This window comes from Amycolatopsis sp. NPDC039088, from assembly GCF_055598845.1.
The window spans coordinates 14,032-31,439 of sequence record NZ_JBVKAE010000005.1 but is presented as its reverse complement, the minus strand read 5'-3'; the positions used below and the strand labels follow the sequence as shown (position 1 = coordinate 31,439).

The 17,408-nt window shown below is 69.1% G+C and carries 15 protein-coding genes; 7 read left to right on the top strand and 8 right to left on the bottom strand.

Annotation, left to right across the window (positions count from 1 at the left end; genetic code table 11):
* Nucleotides 1-27: 27 nt before the first annotated feature.
* Nucleotides 28-2,313 carry a phosphoribosylformylglycinamidine synthase subunit PurL gene (gene purL, locus ACZ7KI_RS07965; RefSeq protein ID WP_470272660.1) on the bottom strand — a complete coding sequence of 762 codons (2,286 nt, stop codon included), beginning with the start codon at nucleotides 2,311-2,313 and terminating at the stop codon, nucleotides 28-30.
* 119 nt (nucleotides 2,314-2,432) lie between these two features.
* Here purL and ACZ7KI_RS07960 point away from each other — a divergent pair, with 119 nt between their 5' ends.
* Together ACZ7KI_RS07960 and ACZ7KI_RS07955 are read left to right on the top strand one after the other, a co-directional pair.
* Nucleotides 2,433-4,058, top strand: coding sequence for an ABC transporter ATP-binding protein (locus tag ACZ7KI_RS07960; RefSeq protein ID WP_470272448.1), 1,626 nt, complete (start codon nucleotides 2,433-2,435; stop codon nucleotides 4,056-4,058).
* The gene (locus ACZ7KI_RS07955) at nucleotides 4,055-5,782 is read left to right on the top strand and encodes an ABC transporter ATP-binding protein (RefSeq protein ID WP_470272447.1); all 1,728 of its coding nucleotides are present in this window, start codon (nucleotides 4,055-4,057) and stop codon (nucleotides 5,780-5,782) included. Before ACZ7KI_RS07960 ends, ACZ7KI_RS07955 begins: the two co-directional genes overlap by 4 nt.
* A 150-nt stretch (nucleotides 5,783-5,932) precedes the next feature.
* Here ACZ7KI_RS07955 and purQ read toward each other — a convergent pair whose 3' ends face one another.
* Nucleotides 5,933-6,607 carry a phosphoribosylformylglycinamidine synthase subunit PurQ gene (purQ, locus tag ACZ7KI_RS07950; protein WP_465454231.1) on the bottom strand — a complete coding sequence of 225 codons (675 nt, stop codon included), beginning with the start codon at nucleotides 6,605-6,607 and terminating at the stop codon, nucleotides 5,933-5,935.
* On the bottom strand, nucleotides 6,604-6,843 hold the full coding sequence (gene purS / locus ACZ7KI_RS07945; protein WP_003056885.1) for a phosphoribosylformylglycinamidine synthase subunit PurS: 240 nt from the start codon (nucleotides 6,841-6,843) through the stop codon (nucleotides 6,604-6,606). The genes purQ and purS overlap by 4 nt, the downstream gene beginning before the upstream one ends.
* A gap of 66 nt (nucleotides 6,844-6,909) precedes the next feature.
* On the opposite strand from purS, the gene ACZ7KI_RS07940 reads away from it, so the two are divergent.
* On the top strand, nucleotides 6,910-7,695 hold the full coding sequence (locus tag ACZ7KI_RS07940) for a hypothetical protein (protein ID WP_470272446.1): 786 nt from the start codon (nucleotides 6,910-6,912) through the stop codon (nucleotides 7,693-7,695).
* 104 nt (nucleotides 7,696-7,799) lie between these two features.
* A complete protein-coding gene (locus ACZ7KI_RS07935; RefSeq protein ID WP_470272445.1) occupies nucleotides 7,800-9,380 on the top strand; it encodes a GMC family oxidoreductase in 1,581 nt (526 codons plus the stop codon).
* Between the two features lie 257 nt (nucleotides 9,381-9,637).
* On the opposite strand, the gene ACZ7KI_RS07930 is transcribed toward ACZ7KI_RS07935, so the two are convergent.
* Both ACZ7KI_RS07930 and ACZ7KI_RS07925 read right to left on the bottom strand, forming a co-directional pair.
* Entirely contained in the window at nucleotides 9,638-11,140 is a 1,503-nt protein-coding gene (locus ACZ7KI_RS07930) for an aldehyde dehydrogenase family protein (protein WP_470272444.1), read from the bottom strand.
* Nucleotides 11,141-11,226: 86 nt separating this feature from the next.
* On the bottom strand, nucleotides 11,227-12,369 hold the full coding sequence (locus tag ACZ7KI_RS07925; RefSeq protein ID WP_470272443.1) for an MFS transporter: 1,143 nt from the start codon (nucleotides 12,367-12,369) through the stop codon (nucleotides 11,227-11,229).
* 61 nt (nucleotides 12,370-12,430) lie between these two features.
* On the opposite strand from ACZ7KI_RS07925, the gene ACZ7KI_RS07920 reads away from it, so the two are divergent.
* Nucleotides 12,431-13,375: an ArsR/SmtB family transcription factor gene (locus tag ACZ7KI_RS07920; RefSeq protein WP_470272442.1), complete on the top strand. Its 945-nt coding sequence runs from the start codon at nucleotides 12,431-12,433 to the stop codon at nucleotides 13,373-13,375.
* A gap of 32 nt (nucleotides 13,376-13,407) precedes the next feature.
* Nucleotides 13,408-14,043, top strand: coding sequence for an MBL fold metallo-hydrolase (locus ACZ7KI_RS07915; RefSeq protein ID WP_470272441.1), 636 nt, complete (start codon nucleotides 13,408-13,410; stop codon nucleotides 14,041-14,043).
* A gap of 62 nt (nucleotides 14,044-14,105) precedes the next feature.
* On the opposite strand, the gene ACZ7KI_RS07910 is transcribed toward ACZ7KI_RS07915, so the two are convergent.
* Nucleotides 14,106-14,816, bottom strand: coding sequence for a DUF2334 domain-containing protein (locus ACZ7KI_RS07910; RefSeq protein ID WP_470272440.1), 711 nt, complete (start codon nucleotides 14,814-14,816; stop codon nucleotides 14,106-14,108).
* Nucleotides 14,817-14,911: 95 nt separating this feature from the next.
* Complete coding sequence (locus ACZ7KI_RS07905) at nucleotides 14,912-15,793, bottom strand: phosphoribosylaminoimidazolesuccinocarboxamide synthase (protein ID WP_470272439.1); 882 nt, start codon at nucleotides 15,791-15,793, stop codon at nucleotides 14,912-14,914.
* A 35-nt stretch (nucleotides 15,794-15,828) separates the two neighbouring features.
* On the opposite strand from ACZ7KI_RS07905, the gene ACZ7KI_RS07900 reads away from it, so the two are divergent.
* Entirely contained in the window at nucleotides 15,829-16,635 is an 807-nt protein-coding gene (locus ACZ7KI_RS07900; protein WP_470272438.1) for an SAM hydrolase/SAM-dependent halogenase family protein, read from the top strand.
* Here the strand turns inward: ACZ7KI_RS07900 and ACZ7KI_RS07895 are convergent.
* On the bottom strand, nucleotides 16,518-17,405 hold the full coding sequence (locus tag ACZ7KI_RS07895; protein WP_470272437.1) for an MOSC domain-containing protein: 888 nt from the start codon (nucleotides 17,403-17,405) through the stop codon (nucleotides 16,518-16,520). The genes ACZ7KI_RS07900 and ACZ7KI_RS07895 overlap by 118 nt on opposite strands.
* Between the last annotated feature and the right edge of the window lie 3 nt (nucleotides 17,406-17,408).

Here is a 17,408-nt window from a genome sequence, read left to right as displayed (position 1 = left end):
GAACGACCCGAACCACTCACGACATCTTTACCCGAACAGCGCCGGAAGCGTCTTCTCCCAGGTCTCGCGAAGCTCGTCCAGGGTGAACTCGGTGATGTCCTGGAGTTCGAGCGAGCCCGACTCCGGGTCCACCACACCGGTCTTGCGCCACGGCATCCCGCGCGCGGTCAGCATCTCGGTGAACCGCAGTTCCTCGGTGCGCGGCACGGCGACCAGCACCCGGCCCGCGGACTCGGAGAACAGCTGCACGAACGGATCCTGCTCCGTGTCGAGGAAGACGCGGGCACCACACTGTCCGATGAGGACGGTCTCGACGAGCGTCTGGATCAGCCCGCCGTCGGAGATGTCGTGCGCGGCGGAGATCATGCCGTCGCGCGAACCGGCGATGAGGATGTCGGCGAGCAGCTTCTCGCGCGCCAGATCCACGCGAGGCGGACGGCCGCCGAGGTGGCCGTGCAGTTCACGCGCCCAGGCGGAACCGTCCAGCTCGTCGTGGGTCTCGCCGAGCAGCAGCAGGGTTTCCCCCGCCTCCGCGCCGATTCCGGTCGGGATGCGGCGGGTGACGTCGTCGATCACACCGAGCACGCCGACCACCGGCGTCGGCAGGATGGCGACGTCACCGGTCTGGTTGAAGAAGCTGACGTTGCCGCCGGTGACCGGGATGCCGAGTTCGACACAGCCGTCGGCCAGCCCGTGCACGGCCTGCTCGAACTGCCACATCACACCCGGGTCGGTCGGCGCGCCGAAGTTCAGGCAGTCCGACACCGCGACCGGCTTCGCGCCACTGGTGGCGACGTTGCGGTAGGCCTCGGCCAGCGCGAGCTTCGCGCCCTCGTACGGGTCGAGGAAGACGAACTTGCTGTTGCAGTCGGTCGACACGGCGACACCGCGGCCGGTCGATTCGTCGATCCGGATGACGCCGGAGTCCGACGGCTGCGCGAGCACGGTGTTGCCGCGCACGTAGCGGTCGTACTGGGAGGTCACCCATTCCTTCGACGCCTGGTTCGGCGACGAGATCAGCTTGAGGATGTCGGCGCGTAGTTCGTCCGAAGTGGACGGTCGCGGCAGCTTGGCCGAGGTGTCCGCCTGCAGCGCGTCCTGTGTGGACGGACGCTGGATCGGGCGGTCGTACACCGGGCCCTGGTGCGCCACGGTGTGCGCCGGGACGTCGACGACGATCTCGTCGTTCCAGGTGATGACCAGGTGCTCGCCGTCGGTGACCTCGCCGATGTCAGTGGCGATGACGTCCCACTTCTCGCAGACCTTCATGAACGCCTCGACGTTCTCCGGCGAGACGACGGCGCACATGCGCTCCTGCGACTCGCTGGACAGCACCTCCGCCGGGGTCATCCCGGTGGCCCGCAACGGAACCCGGTCGAGGTAGATGTGCATGCCGCCGTCACCGGCGGCCGCGAGCTCCGACGTCGCGCAGGAGAGCCCGGCACCGCCGAGGTCCTGGATGCCGACGACGAGCTTCTGCTCGAACAGTTCGAGGCAGCACTCGATGAGCACCTTCTCGGTGAAGGGGTCGCCGACCTGGACGCTCGGGAGCTTCTTGCGGCCACCCGAGGACTCGTCCCCGGAGAACGTGTCGCTCGCGAGGACGGACACGCCGCCGATGCCGTCGAGACCGGTGCGCGCGCCGAACAGGATGATCTTGTTGCCCTTGCCGGAGGCGAAGGCGAGGTGCAGGTCCTCGACGCGCATCGCGCCGACGCACAGGGCGTTGACCAGCGGGTTGCCCGCGTAGCTCGGGTCGAACACGAGCTCGCCGCCGATGTTCGGCAGGCCGAGGCAGTTGCCGTAGCCGCCGACGCCGGCGACCACGCCGGGCAGCACGCGGCGGGTGTCGGGCGCGTCGGCCGGGCCGAACCGCAGCGCGTCGGCCACGGCCAGCGGGCGGGCGCCCATCGCCATGATGTCGCGGACGATGCCGCCGACGCCGGTCGCGGCGCCCTGGTACGGCTCCACGTAGGACGGGTGGTTGTGGCTCTCGACCTTGAAGGTGACCGCCCAGCCCTCGCCGATGTCGACGACGCCGGCGTTCTCGCCGATGCCGGCGAGCATCTTCTCCTTCATCTCGGGAGTGGCGGTCTCACCGAAGTAGCGCAGGTGCTTCTTCGAGGACTTGTACGAGCAGTGCTCGCTCCACATCACCGAGTACATCGCCAGTTCGGCGTCGGTCGGACGGCGGCCGAGGATCTCCCGGATCCGGGCGTACTCGTCGTCGGCGAGGCCGAGCTCGACGTACGGCTGGGTCTGCTCCGGAGTCGCCTCGGCGCGTGCGGTGGTGTCGACGTCGGTGCTGGTCACGGTGTCCACATCAGGGTTCGCCACGGCCTTAAGAGTAGGCGAGCGCCGGGGGCGGCTCGCGGTCGCCCACGCATAAATCGGTCGCGCCGACACGGGTGATCCGCTTACCGTCGATAATCGTGCTTTCCGCCACATATCCCTTTCCGCGACTGCGGCTGCCCGCCAAGCCGACCGCCTGGCGCTACCTGGTCGCGATGATGCTCGCGCGGCCGGGGCTGCTCGTCGTCTCGGCGATCAGCGGTGCGCTCTGGTCGTTGCCGATCGCGCTGCTGCCGGTCGCGATCGGCCGGGGCATCGACGCGATCGGCCGGAGTGACGGCGACGCCGTCTGGCTGTGGGGTCTCGTCGCGGCGGGACTCGGGATCGCGCAGACGCTCGCGGGAACGGTGCAGCATTTCGCCTCCTACGGCTGCTGGGTGCACGGCGCGGGGGTCACCCAGCGCCTGGCCACCGAGCAAGCGGCGAAGCTGGGCGTGAATCTGCGGGACACGACCACCACCGGGGACGTCGTCGCGATCACCACCAGCGACATCAACCCGATCGGTGACTCCTTCGAGGTCCTCGGCCGGGCCTTCGGTTCGCTGATCGCGTTCATCGTGTGCGCGACGGCGCTGCTGACGACGTCTCCGCTGCTCGGCGTGGTCGCGCTGGTCGGCGTCCCGCTGGCGGTGGTGGGCATCGGGCCGCTGTTGAAGCCGCTGGAGAAGCGCCAGACGAAACAGCGCGAGGAGAAGACCGAGGTCAACGCGCTCGCCGCGGACATCGTCTCCGGCCTGCGGATCCTTCGCGGTGTCGGCGGGGAGAAGCAGTTCCTCGACCGCTTCCGCCGCTCCAGCCAGCGGGTCCGGGCGGCCGGTGTCCAGGTCGGGCGCAGCGAGGCGTGGCTCGCGGCGGCGGAGGTCGCGCTGCCGGGTCTGGTCACGGTGGTCATCACCTGGCTGGGCGCGCAGCTGGCGATGAACGGCACCATCGAAATCGGCGAGCTGATCACGTTCTACGGCATCTCGGTGTTCTTGGTGATCCCGGTGACGACGGCGACCGAGTTCGCGGGCGTGCTGAGCGCCGCCCTGGTTTCGGCGCGGAAGGTGTGCAAACTGCTGTCCACCGAACGCACGCTCGCCGAACCGGAGAATCCGGTGCCGCTGCCGGCAGGCCCGCTGGACCTGTACGACGAGACGTCCGGGATCAAGGCCGAGGCGGGCAAGCTGACCGTCATCGACGTCGGAGCCGACGCCGAGGCGGTGGCTTCGCGGATGGCGCGGTTCACCGATCCGGATGAACCTGCCCTGGTGGGCGGGGTCCCGGTGAACCAGGTCGCCCTCGACGAACTGCGGCGAAGGGTCGTGTTCGCGCACAACCAGGACATCTGGTTCTCCGGGGTGTTGCGCGAGCAGGTCACCGCCGCCGAGCCCGGCGATGTCGAGATCACCGAAGCGCTGTACGCGGCGGACGCCGACGACATCGTGGAGGCGCTGCCCAACGGCGTCGACGAGGTCATCGGCGAACGCGGACGTGAGGTTTCCGGCGGTCAGCGGCAGCGGCTGAACCTGGCCCGCGCGCTGGCGACCGACGCCGACGTCCTGCTGCTCGACGAGCCGACTTCGGCGGTCGACGCGCATACCGAAGCTCGCATAACCGAACGCGTCGCGAAGCTGCGACGCGGCAAGACCACCGTCGTGTTCAGTCAGAGTCCTTTGTGGACTCACGTGGCCGATGTGGTCGTGAGTACGAAAGTGCCCGCATGAAGAAGCTGCCGCTGGCAGACAAGAAAGACGTTCGACGATGGATCAAGGAGACCGCGCGCGACAACAAGCGCGAGTTCTCCGTGATGATCGGCCTGTTCTGCGTCGCGACCGCGATCGGGCTGGCCGGGCCACAGCTCTTGGGCGCGCTGGTGGACGAGGTCGTGGAAGGCACGACGACCACCACCATCACCTGGCTCGCGATCGCGTTCGTGGTCGTGCTGGCGGCGCAGGCCTGGTTCAAGGGGTTGGCGCGGCTGCGCGCGCGGGTGTTCGGCGAGCGGATCCTGGCACGCAACCGCGAGGAGTTCGTGGGCAACGCGCTGAACCTGCCGCTGGGCACGGTCGAAGCGGCGGGCACCGGTGACCTGCTCAGCCGCGCGACCACCGACGTCAGCCGGATCGACCACGCGGTGCGTTTCGGCGCGCCCGAAATCATGATCGCCGCCGTCACGGTGGTGTTCACCGTGACGGCGATGGTGATCACGTCGCCGTTCCTGGCGCTGGGCCTGCTGGTCGCGCTGCCGCTGCTGGTGCCGGTGAACATCTGGTACCAGCGGCGGATCCCGGACGTCATGCGGCGGATGCTCGACAAGTGGTCCGAGTTGCAGTCCACCACGCATGAAACCGCGGAGGGCGCGCGAACGGCGGAGGCGCTGAACCTGACCGGCCGCCGGATCCGCGCCGGGCACGACGGCCTCGAAGCGTCGATGCTGGGCGAGCGCAAGATCCGGGCGCTGCAGATGCGGTGGATCCCGTCGCTGGAGATCAGCTACGTGCTGCCGGTGCCGGTGATGCTCGGGCTGGGTCTGCTCGCCTACTCGAACGGCTGGGAAGGGCTCGGCACCATCACCGCGATGCTGCTGTACTCGCAGGTCATGACGGGTCCGCTGAACGAGGCGCTGTTCTGGCTCGCGGACCTGCAGGTCGCCGGTGCCTCGCTGCGGCGGCTGCTGGGCGTGCGACCGCCTTCGTCGGTTGCCGCGGCTTCGGAGGCTCCGCGCGGACAGGACATCGAGGTCCGCGACGTCCGGTTCGGCTACCACGAGGGCCGCGAAGTGCTGCACGGGATCGACCTGCGAGTGCCCGCCGGCGAACGGCTGGCGATCGTCGGTCCGTCGGGTGCCGGCAAGTCGACGCTGGGACGGCTGCTGGCCGGGATGTCCGTGCCGACGTCGGGTTCGGTGCGGATCGGCGGGACAGAGGTGTCGACGCTGCCGGACGACGTCCTGCGCGGCGAGGTCCTGCTGCTGACCCAGGAGCACCACGTGTTCTCGGGGACGCTGCGGGACAACCTCACGCTGCCCGCCGGTGACTGGACCGACGAACGGCTGCTGGCCGCGCTGGACTCGGTCGGCGCTTCGGAGTGGGTGGCGAGCCTGCCGGACGGGCTGGACACGCGGGTCGGGGCCGGTGCGGTCGCCGTGCCGGCGGCGATGGCGCAGCAGCTCGCGCTGGCGCGGGTGGTGCTGGTCGATCCGCACACGCTGGTGCTGGACGAGGCGACGTCACTGCTGGACACGGGTTCGGCTCGGGAGCTGGAGCGTTCGCTGAGCGCGGTGCTCGAGGGGCGCACGGTGATCGCGATCGCGCACCGGCTGCATACGGCGGCCGCGGCGGACCGGGTCGCGGTCATCGAGGGCGGCCGGGTGACCGAGCTGGGTTCGCACACGGAGCTGCTGGCGGCGGGTGGGCCTTACGCGGCGCTGGTGGCGGCCGCTTCCTGACCGCATTTAGAGGACGAAATGCGTGAGGTTGCCAGGGAGACTTCACCCGTCGCGCGCCCTCTTTCGGGCCGAAGGCCCACGGAAACACGATGAAGGGGCGCCTTCGCACTTAACGTGAGTCGAGTACGAAACGGCGCCCCTTCGGCGTGTTTACGTCAGCGCGCGATCAAATACAGACAAGAACATGCCGAGGCCGTCATCGGAAGGGCCGGTGAGGGCGTCGATGGCGTGCTCCGGGTGCGGCATGAGACCGACGACGCGGCCGTTCTCGCTGCGGATCCCGGCGATGTCGTTGCGCGAGCCGTTCGGGTTGCCGCCGACGTAGCGGAACACCACGCGGCCTTCACCCTCCAGCTCGTCGAGGGTGGCCTGCTCGGCGACGAAGCAGCCGTCGATGTTCTTCATCGGGATGAGGATCTCGGCGTCCTTGTCGTACCGGGTGGTCCACGCGGTGTCGTTGTTCTCGACACGCAGCCACTGGTCACGGCAGATGAAGTGCAGACCCGCGTTGCGGATCATCGCGCCCGGCAGCAGCCCGGCCTCGCACAGGATCTGGAAGCCGTTGCAGATACCCAGCACCGGCATGCCCTTGTGGGCGGCCTCGATCACCGACGACATCACCGGCGCGAAGCGCGCGATGACGCCGGCGCGCAGGTAGTCGCCGTAGGAGAAGCCACCGGGGACGACGACGGCGTCGACGCCTTTGAGGTCCTCGTCCGCGTGCCACAGCGGCACGGCTTCGGCGTCGGCGTAGCGGACCGCGCGGGCCGCGTCACCGTCGTCGAGCGTGCCGGGGAAGGTGATGACCCCGATCCGCGCGCTCACGCGTCGACCCGCTTGATGGTCCACTGCTCGATGACGGGGTTCGCGAGGAAGCCCTCGGCGATCTTTTCGAGCGTCGCATCGTCGACGGTGTCGTCGACCTCGATCTCGAAGTGCTTGCCCTGACGGATCTCGGTGATCCCGGTGAAGCCGAGACGACCGGCCGCACCGAGCGCGGCTTGGCCCTGCGGGTCGAGGATTTCGGGCTTGGGCATGACGTCGACAACGACTCGGGCCACGGCAGGCTGCTCCTTATTCACGCAGGTCGTGGGTACCGCCAGAGCCTACTTCACTACTGTTGCCGCATGACCTACGGGCAACCGCAGTACGGGTACCAGCAGCCGCCGAAGAAGCCGAAGACGTGGCTCTGGGTAACGCTCACGCTGGTCATCCTGCTGGCGGGCGGGGTCGCGTTCACCGGCTGGGTGACGCCCGGGTTCTTCAAGACCGAGCTCGACACCGAGTCGCGTGCGACGCCGGAGCAGCTGAGCCGGTCGTTTGTGAACGGCGTCGCCGAAGACCGCGTCAGCCGGCTGTGGTGCCCGATCCGCTCGAAGCGGTCCTACACCTTCGAGCAGACCATGGCCGCCTCCGACGGCGCACAACTCAGCACACCCGCGCATCAGCGTGCGGAGCAGGAGTGGTCCGCCGCGTTCACCGCGTCGGGCATGACCGTCGGGATCGCGATGATCCCCGGCGAAGGCGGCTGGTGCGTGCGCGACGCCAAGATCGGCGGCGAGCCCGAGCCGCTGCGGAGCATCGAGACGAAGCCCGCGCCGCGCCCCGAGGTCAAGACCGGCGAAGAGGCGGGGAACAAGTTCGTCGACGCGATCAACGAGCGCGACATCCCGGCCGCGCTGTCCGTGCTGTGCGGAAAGGTGCCCGACACGACCCGCGACGGCGTGCAGCAGATCATCCACGGCGAGGCGAGGTACACCGTCGTGAAGGCCGACGTGCTGACCACCGCCAAGCAGACGATCCTGCATCTCGACGGTCTCGTCGACGGAGTGCAGAAGCCGGGGCGAGTCGAAACCGAGGACGACGCCGAGGGCGGCGCCTGCGTGGCCTCTTTTTCACCCGACTCCGACTGAGCTCGCCCCAATCCTTCGACTGGGGGATGCTCGGAGCGCGACGCTGGGCCAAGATGAGCCATTGGCGGGATGCCAACACCGGGTGAGCGACAGCAGGAGGCACCGTGGCCGATCAGGACTCCTTCGATTACGTCATCGTCGGCGCGGGCAGCGCGGGATGCGTGCTGGCGAACCGGCTGAGTGAGGATCCGTCAGCGCGGGTGCTGCTGCTCGAAGCGGGCGGCGAGGACGACGCCGACGAAATCCACATCCCGGCCGCGTTCCCTGGCCTGTTCAAGACGAAGTGGGACTGGAACTACGAGACTGTCGAGCAGAAACACACCGGCAAAACCCTCTACTGGCCGCGCGGGAAGACCCTCGGCGGCTGTTCCTCGATCAACGCGATGATCTACATCCGCGGCAACCGCGCGGACTACGACGGCTGGCGCGACGGGTATGGCGCCGAGGGCTGGGGTTTCGACGACGTCCTGCCGTATTTCAAGCGAGCGGAGGGGAATCAGCGGCTCAGCGGGCCACTGCACGGCACCGATGGGCCGCTGAACGTCGAGGACCGTCGCTTCACGCACGAGCTTTCCCACGCCTGGGTGGATTCCGCGGTCGCGTGGGGCCTCAAGCGCACCGACGACTTCAACGGGGAGTCACAGGAAGGCGCCGGCGTCTACCAGGTGACGTGCAAGAAGGGCCGACGCTGGTCGACGGCCGACGCGTACCTGCGGCCCGCGTTGTCCCGCCCGAACCTCACCGTGCGGACCAACGCGCAGGCGACCCGTGTCGTCTTCGAAGGAACCCGCGCGGTCGGTGTGTCCTATTTAGACAAAGGTGTCGAGACGACGGTGCGCGCGTCCACCGAAGTCCTGCTCAGCGGCGGCGCGGTGAACTCGCCGCAGCTGCTGATGCTTTCCGGCGTCGGCCCGGCGGAACACCTGCGGGAACACGGGATCGACGTGGTGGCCGCGCTTCCCGGCGTCGGCGACAATCTGCACGACCACCCGGCCTGCGGGATCATCTGGTCCACCCGCGGCACCACCGACCTCGTGGACGCGGCGACGCCGGGTGGTCTGGTGCGGTACCAGCTCACCAAACGCGGCCCGCTGACCTCGAACATCGGCGAAGCGGGCGCGTTCCTCCCCGCCGCGGACGGTGCTTCGCCGCCCAACATGCAGATCCACGTCGCGCCGACGTTGTTCTACGACAACGGAATGCGCGAACCGACCGTACCCGGCTTCACGTCGGCGGCGACGCTGGTGGATGTCGCGAGCCGGGGGCGGCTGCGGCTGAAGTCGCCGAATCCCTTGTGGAAGCCTGAAATCGACCCGGCCTACTACGCCGAGTCCGTGGACATGGAGAAGATGCTGGCCGGGCTGCGCGCCCTGGTGGAGATCGGGAAGTCCGGGCCGCTGGCGCGATACCTGGACAAGCCGTTCCTGCCGGAGCGGCAAGACCTGACCGACACCGAGCTGGCCGACTACGTGCGCGAGAAGACGCAGACGCTGTACCACCCGGTGGGGACCTGCTCGATGGGGACGGGCGAGAACGCCGTCGTCGACCCGTCGCTGAAGGTGCGCGGGGTGGAGGGGCTGCGGGTGGTGGACGCGTCTGTGATGCCTGTGGTGCCGCGCGGGAACACGAACGCGCCGACGATCATGGTCGCGGAGAAGGCGGCGGATCTCATCCGGGGCGCGTGAGGGTCCTTTCACGCTTTCGGCGCTCTTAATCGCGGTGAAGTACCTGGGAAAGGTGTGAAGGGTGGCACGGCGATTCGCGTCCATCCACGAGCGAGCACGCCGGCGCCCATCTCGGATTCCGTTGAGGGATAAGGCAACGTGGTGTGTCGCGAAAGCCACTTTCGCAGCGTTGAAGGTTGCGAAAGTGGCTTTCACAACGCCGAGCCAGCCTCCAGGGTGCCCCACCTTCGCCTTACCGCGGGGGTGACCGGACCGGCTCAGCGTTTCCCATGCAGCACGGTGATCAGCTTCGCCACCAACGCGTCGGTCTTTTCCTTACGGGAGAACGAGGTCAGCACGATCGGCGCGGTGAATCGCTGCCGCGCGACGGCCTTCGGCCTGGCGAACTCGCGCAGGCCTTCGGGACCGTGGATCCGCCCGAAGCCCGAGTCGCCGACTCCGCCGAAGGGCAGCGAAGCGATACCGGCGAAGGAAAGCGGCGCGTTGATCGACGTCATGCCGGTGCGCAGGCGGGCGGCCAGTTCCAGGCCGCGCGACTTCGAGAACACCGTGGAACCGAGGCCGTACTTGGTGTCGTTGGCCTTCTCGACGGCCTCGTCCATGTCGCGCACCTTGGCGATGGTGACGGTCGGGCCGAACGTCTCCTCCTTGACCGCCGAGGAATCCTCCGGCACGTCGACGAGCACCGTCGGCTGCACGTACCGGTCGCCGACCGCGTCGACGCCGCCGACCAGTGCCTTGCCGCCGCGTTCGATGGCGTCCGCGATGTGGCGCTTGATCACGGCGAGCTGCGAGGGCATCGTCACCGGGCCGTACTGCGCGGCCTCGTCCGAACCGGCCCGCACGTCCTTCGACTTCTCGACGACCTTCGCGACGAACTCGTCGTGCACGCGCTCGTGGACGTATACGCGCTCGACGCCGATGCAGGTCTGGCCCGAGTTGGAGAACGCGCCCCAGACGGTCGCGTCGGCGGCGGCTTCGAGGTCGGCGTCCGCGTCGACCAGGACCGCGTCCTTCCCGCCCGCTTCGATGATCACCGGCGTCAGTGTTTCGGCGGCGGCGGCCATGATCTTCTTGCCGGTACCGGTCGAACCGGTGAAGGCGATCTTGTCCACGTTGGCGCCGACGAGCGAAGCGCCGGTCTCGCCGAAGCCGGTGATCAGCTGCAGCACCGGCCACTCCGGGACCACCTCGTTGAAGGCGTCGACCAGCCACTTGCCGACACCCGGCGTGTACTCGCTCGGTTTGAACACGACGGTGTTGCCGGCGGCGAGGGCGTAGGCGATGGAGCCGAGCGGGGTGAAGACCGGGTAGTTCCAGGGGCCGATCACGCCGACGACGCCGAGCGGCTGGTACTCGACCGTCGCCGCCTGGTTCGACATCATCAGTCCGGCCGCGCGACGCTGTTTGCCGAGCACCTTGCGCGCGTTCTTACCGGCCCAAGCGATGTGCTCGATGGCGAGGACACTCTCCAGCTGCGCGTCCGCGAGCGGCTTGCCGGTCTCGTCGCGGACGACCTGGCACAGCTGCGGCAACCGCCGGGTGATGACGCCCTTCCAGCGGCGCAACCGCTCCGCGCGACCGTCGAAACCGAGCCCCGCCCACCATTCGGCGGCGTCCCTCGCGCGGGCCACGGCGGCGCGGACGTCCTCCCTGGTGTGCACCGGGTAGGTACCGACGACCTCGTCGGTCGCCGGGCTGAGGGAATCGAAGGTCTCCCCCACGCTGTGCGCGGTCGGCTTCGGCTGGACTGCGGTCATCGACTTCTCCCGTGTCTCGGCTCAAAGCCCAGGCTACGACGTTACTGACGACGTGCCAATAGCTCACCTGGGGCCTGCTCCCAGCATTACACAGGTGACAAGGGGGCCGGGTCAGCCTTCTTCACCCTCGCCACCTGCAGTGCCCCCGCCACCACCGCGGCCACCACCCCGGGCAGCGGGGCCAGCCACACCGGCAGCACACCGATCGCCAGCGATCCCAGCCCGAACCCCGACGCCTGCACGGTGAAGGCCAGCGAGAACCCTTCCGACCGGCGTCGTTCCGGCAGGAGCCGCTGCAGGTTGACCGACGAGACGGCCATCAGCGGACCGGTACAGAGCCCGATCAGCGCGACCCCGCCGAGCAGCCCGGCCCAGCCGGGGCCCGCCGACACCACGATGCCGCCGACCACGAACCCGGCAAGGAACAGACGCGGATCGCCGACCTTCCCCCGCGCCGCGTACAGCGCGCTCCCGATGACGCTGGCGGCGCACAGCACGACGATGACGATCGCGGTCGTCGAATCGGGCTCGCCGAGCCGCTGGACCAGCGGCAACAGGCCGACCTCGACGGTCGACAGCAACAGTCCGACGGCGAACAGCCCCACCAGCCAAGGAACGCAAGCTGCCACCGGGATCGGCTGGCGCTCGACCGTCCTTTGTGGAGCATGAGCGACAGTCCGCCTCGGCACCAGGAGGGCCGCGAGCACGGCGACCACCGCCATCGCGAGCACAGGGATGGCCGGTCCGGATGTGGCCAGCAGGGCCACCAGCAGCGGTCCGCCGACAATGACGCCTTCGAGGATCATCGCGTCGACCGAAACCGCCCTCGGCAGCTCCTCCTCGCTCACCGTTCCGGCGAGCAGCGTCCGGAATCCACCGTTGAGTCCGCCCGCGACCAGCCCCGGCGGAATCGCCAGCGCGAGCAGCACCAGGTCCGGGGCCCCGGCGGAAGCGACCGCGGCCAGCACGAACAGTCCGGCGGCGACCAGTGACAGCAGCGCGACGAGGCCGCGTGCGGGTCCGACGCGGTCGAGCAGCCGCCCGGTCGGCACCGCGCCGACCATCTCGGCGGCCACGAAAACGGCCATCATGATCCCGCCGAGCCGGTACGAACCGGTGGTCGCGGTGGTCAGCACGGTGAAGGCCAGCGGCGCCATCGTGGCGGGCAACCGGTTCAGCTGCACCCCTGCCGACCAGCGCCAATACCCGGAATTACGAAGCAAGGTCATACCGCGAACACTGCCGAAAGCGTCCTGGCGAGGACTACTGATTAGGGCATAGCCTAATCGAATGATCGAGCTGGTCCTGACCGCCGAGAGCGCCAACCGCGTCCGGTTCGGCATCTCCCCGCTCGACGAGACCATGGGCGCGATGCAGACCCTGCTCGGACGGCGCGGTCATCCGAGTCATCTGCCCTGGCTGCGCGGGGCCGCCGCGAAGCTGCCGGAGCTGCCCATCGGCGACTTCGCCAAGGTGATGAGCGCACGGCACTACATCACCGACTTCCTCAGCCCACCGCCGAGCGGGCCCGAGACCACCGCGTCCGCCCAGCTCGCCGAAATCCGCCGCACCGCACCGGCGCAGGTCGCACATGAACTGTCCAAAGTAGACGCTGACCTGAGCGGGCTTCCCGAAGACCCGGCCGAGGCAAGGGATCTGCTCGCCGAGCAGATGGAGATCGCCTGGACCGAACTGGTCGAACCGCACTGGCCGCGGATGCGCCGGTTCCTCGTCGCCGACATCGAGGAGCGCTCGCGGCGGCTGGCCGACGGCGGCATCGCGCTGGTACTGGCGGACATCCACCCGCGCGTGCGGCTCGTCGACGACGTCCTGGTGATCGAGATGAAGGAACGCAGCCGGGTTCACCTCGATCGACGCGGGCTGCTGCTGATCCCCGGCGTCTTCGCGTGGCCGTCGGTCGGCGTGATCACGATGGAGCCGTGGCAACCTTCGCTGCTGTACCCGGCTCGCGGCGTGGCCGAGCTGTGGTCGGACCCCGAACGGCCGTCCGACGCGCTCGCCGGGATTCTCGGCCGCACCAAGGCCGCCCTGCTCACGACACTCAACGAGCCCGCGAGCACCACCGAACTGGCGCGAAGACTGGCCTTCTCGGCGCCGACGGTCTCACAGCATCTGACCGCGATGCGCGCGGCGGGACTGCTCGACGCAAGACGCCGAGGTCGCGAAGTCCGCTACCTCCGCACCGAACTTGGCGACGCCCTGCTGCGGGCATAGGCTGGAATTGACCGACCGTGAAGGAGAAAGCCATGCGTATTGTCCATTTTGGACACGCTTGTGTACTGCTGGAGACCGAGGGCGCACGGATCCTGATCGACCCCGGTGCCTTCTCGGCGGGTTTCGAGGACGAGCGTGAACTGGACGCCATCCTGATCACCCACCAGCATTTCGACCACCTCGACGCCGACAGGCTGCCCGCGCTGCTGGAGGCGAATCCCGGCGCTCAGCTGATCGTGGATCCGGGCTCGGCCGAAACCGTCGAGAAGCTCGGCGCGGAATTCCAGGTCGCGAACCCCGGCGACGCCTTCGGCATCGGATCGAGCGGCATCAACGTCGTCGGCGGCGAGCACGCCGTGATCCACGACGACATCCCGGTGATCCCGAACGTCGGCTACATCGTCGACCACGGCGCGTTCTACCACCCCGGCGACTCGTTCTTCGTGCCGGAGCAGAAGATCGACGTCCTCGGCCTGCCCACCGGCGCCCCGTGGCTCAAGGCGAGCGAAGCCGTGGACTACCTGCGCGCGGTCTCCCCGCGTCTCGCCGTGCCGATCCACGAAGCCGTGCTCGCGCGGCCGCAAATGCACTACGGCCTGTTCGCGAACCTCGCCCCGGAAGGCACCGAGGTGAAGGTCCTCGACGTCGGCGAGCCCGTGAAGCTCTAGCGACACGCAGCGCCCGCGTTTAGTCCTCTAAATGCGGTAGTTGCCCCACGCAAGGAGCGCATTCAGAGGACTAAACGCGGGCGCCGGAGCGACCCGTAGGTGGTCCCGAACGCGCGGTTCTCCAGCGAGACGTCGACCGCGTCGAGGAACGCCTGCCGCAGTCCCGGCCTGGTGAGGTCGGCGGCGTCGATGCCGAGCCGCACCAGTCCGCCACGTCGTGCGGCCCTGGCGGCGGCCAGCACCAGCGCGAAGCACCGGACGGTCTCCGTCCGCTGCGACGGCCCGCCGAACTCCTGCACCCTGGCGCGCTGGACCTGGCCGGAAACCAGATCCCGCACCGAGACCAGGTCCGCGCACAGGGTGAACCCGTGCTCGCGCAGGGCCTGCACGGTGCCCTCCGACGCGATCCAGCGCGGCGGAGCGAAGCCGTCGACGGCCATGCCGTTGGCGTCGAGCGCCGCCTTCGCCGCGATCAGCCGCAGCCGCGCCTCGTGCGCGGGAAGAGCCGCGAACTCGGCGCGTTTGCCCAGGTAGACAGCGCGGTGGGTAGGTGGGACTCGGTGGTCGTATCCGTGAAGGAGGACGGAGTCGCCGCGAGCGCGACGGGTCCGTACCCATTCGGTCACCGGGCCCTCGCCGGTACGAGCGGCGTAGAGCACGGACAACGGGACCTTGCGCCGGTCGAGTTCGGCCGCGAGGTCGGCACAGCGGTGCAACGTCCGGGTGGTCACGCCGGACAGGGAAACCAGCAAACGTGCGTCCACGATCCCCATTGGGCCAGACCGGCCTTGCGTCGGACTGACGGCCGAGTAAACGCCGCAGGGCAGGCACACGAGGATTGACCGGTCCGTTCACTCGGCCGGGGGAGTCAGGCGGGCCAGTCGTCCAGCGAACGGCCGGTGATGCGTTCGTAAGCGTCGATGTACCTCGCCCGGGTGGCGGCGACGATCTCATCGGGCAACGGCGGCGGCTCCGGTCTGTTCTTGCGATGCCAGCCGGACGCGGGACCGGTGAGCCAGTCACGCAGCGGCTGCTTGTCGAACGACGGGCGCGGGCTGCCCGGTGTCCAGCCCCCGGCCGGCCAGTAGCGGGACGAATCCGGGGTCAGGACCTCGTCGGCGAGTACGAGGTTCCCCTCGCGATCGACGCCGAACTCCAGCTTCGTGTCGGCGAGCAGGATGCCGCGTTCGGCGGCGAACTCCGCGCCGCGGCGATAGACCGCCAACGTCGCTTCGCGGACTTCTTCCGCCCGCTCGCGGCCGAATTGCCCGACGACGTCGGAGAAGGTGATGTTTTCGTCGTGCGAGCCGTGATCCGCCTTGGTCGCGGGGGTGAAGATAGGTTCGGGGAGCCGGGATGACTCGGTCAGGCCGGGGGGAAGTTCGACGCCGCAGACCGTGCCGTGCGCGCGATAATCGGCGAGACCGGTACCGGTGAGGTAGCCGCGGGCGACGGCTTCGACCGGCAGCATCGCCAGCCGCCGCACCAGCAGCGCACGGCCGCGGACCTCGGCGGGAATGCGTTCGTCGTCGTAGGAGACCAGATGGTTGGGGAGGACATCGGAGAGCTGGGAGAACCAGAACACGCTCATCGCGGTGAGCACCCGCCCCTTGTCGGGGATGGGCGTGGTGAAGATGACGTCGTAGGCGGAGATCCTGTCCGAAGCGACGAGCAGCAGATGCTCGTCATCGACGGCGTAAAGCTCACGGACCTTGCCTGCGGCGATCTTCGGGTATTCGAGCGTCGTCACGGCTGCACCCTAGCGATCAAGGATGTTGGCTGATCATGCCGATCCACTGCGTCTCCTTCACGACCGACTACGGCTTGAGCGACGGTTTCGTGGCCGCTTGCCACGGGGTGATCGCTCGGATCGCACCCTCGGCGAGGCTCATCGACGTGAGCCACGGGATCCCTCCGCAGCAGGTCAGGACCGGCGCCGAGGTGCTGGCGCAGACCGCGCCCTTCCTGCCGGAGGCGGTGCACCTCGCCGTCGTCGACCCCGGAGTCGGCACCGCGCGACGCGGCGTCGTGGTCGTCGCGGGGCGCGGAATCCTCGTCGGCCCGGACAACGGACTTCTCCTCCCGGCGGCTGAAGCACTCGGCGGAGTGAAAGCCGCCTACGAATTGACCGCCCCGGAATACCGCCTTCCGGTGACCTCGTCGACCTTCCACGGACGTGACGTCTTCGCTCCCGCGGCGGCGCATCTCGCGCTCGGCGTCGCCCCCGAGGAGTTCGGTCCGCCCGTCGACGACCTCGTGCGGCTGCCGGATCCGTTCGTCGCGGTGTTCCCCGGCAAGCTAGTCGCCGAGGTGCTCACGGTCGACCACTTCGGCAACGTCCAGCTGGCCGCGAGCCCCGCCGACCTCGAATTGGCCGGACTGTCCGGCACGGTCTCGGTCAGCAGCTCCCGCGTGCTGGTGAAGGCGCTCGTCGGCGACACCTTCGGCACGGTGCCGCCGGGAGAGAACGTGCTCTACACCGATTCGGCGGGACGGCTCGCGGTCGCGGTGAACGGCGGCTCGGCCGCGTCGGTGCTCGGGCTCGGGCCCGCCCAGGAGTGCACGATCACCTCGTCACCGACGGCGAACTGACCCGGCCTGGTCACCGCCATCTTGATCCCGAACGAGACACCGCCTTCGGGTTCGCGGCGGTAGTCCGCGAGCGACCGGATCGGCTCGGGTCCCGCCTTCCGGCCGGTCTCCTGATCGACCATCGGCACCGTGCACCGGATGCAGACCTTGGCGTAGCCCAGCTCCACCCCACCCGCGGTGAGCGAGCGGATTTCGTCCTCTCGATGCGGCTCAGGCCAGCCCGCGACGACGATGTTGGGCCGGAACCGGTCCATCGGCACGGCCTCGGCGCCACGCGACGCGATCCGCTCGTTCAGACCGTCCAAAGAGGACTCGGAGGTCAGCAGGATCGCGTGCGCGTCGGCGAACGCGGCGGTGCCGGGGATCTCGCCGTTGGTGACGCGCTCGTGTTCGGGCGCGAGCCCGACGAACACCGACGGGAGACCGAGGACCTCCGAGAACCAGCCGGCGGCCTCGGCACCCTGGTGGACGCCCTTGCCCTGCCAGGTGAACGTCGACGCCGGCTGCCGCGGCCCGTCCGTGACCGGCTCGACGAGCAGATCTTCGACGCCGGGAGCGGCGAGCCGCAGGCGGGCGCCGTCGTCCAGCACTTCCGCCCGGATCGACGCCATCACCGGATGCTTCCGCTGGCTGCGGAACTCGCCCTCCGGTGACACGACCATCCAGGCACGGTCGAACTTCAGGCCCGCCGGGGTGACGTCGGCCGTGTCGACCGACGTCCCCGCGCAGCCCTTGACCGGGTAATAGACCAGCCTCGCCACTCTCGCCATGGC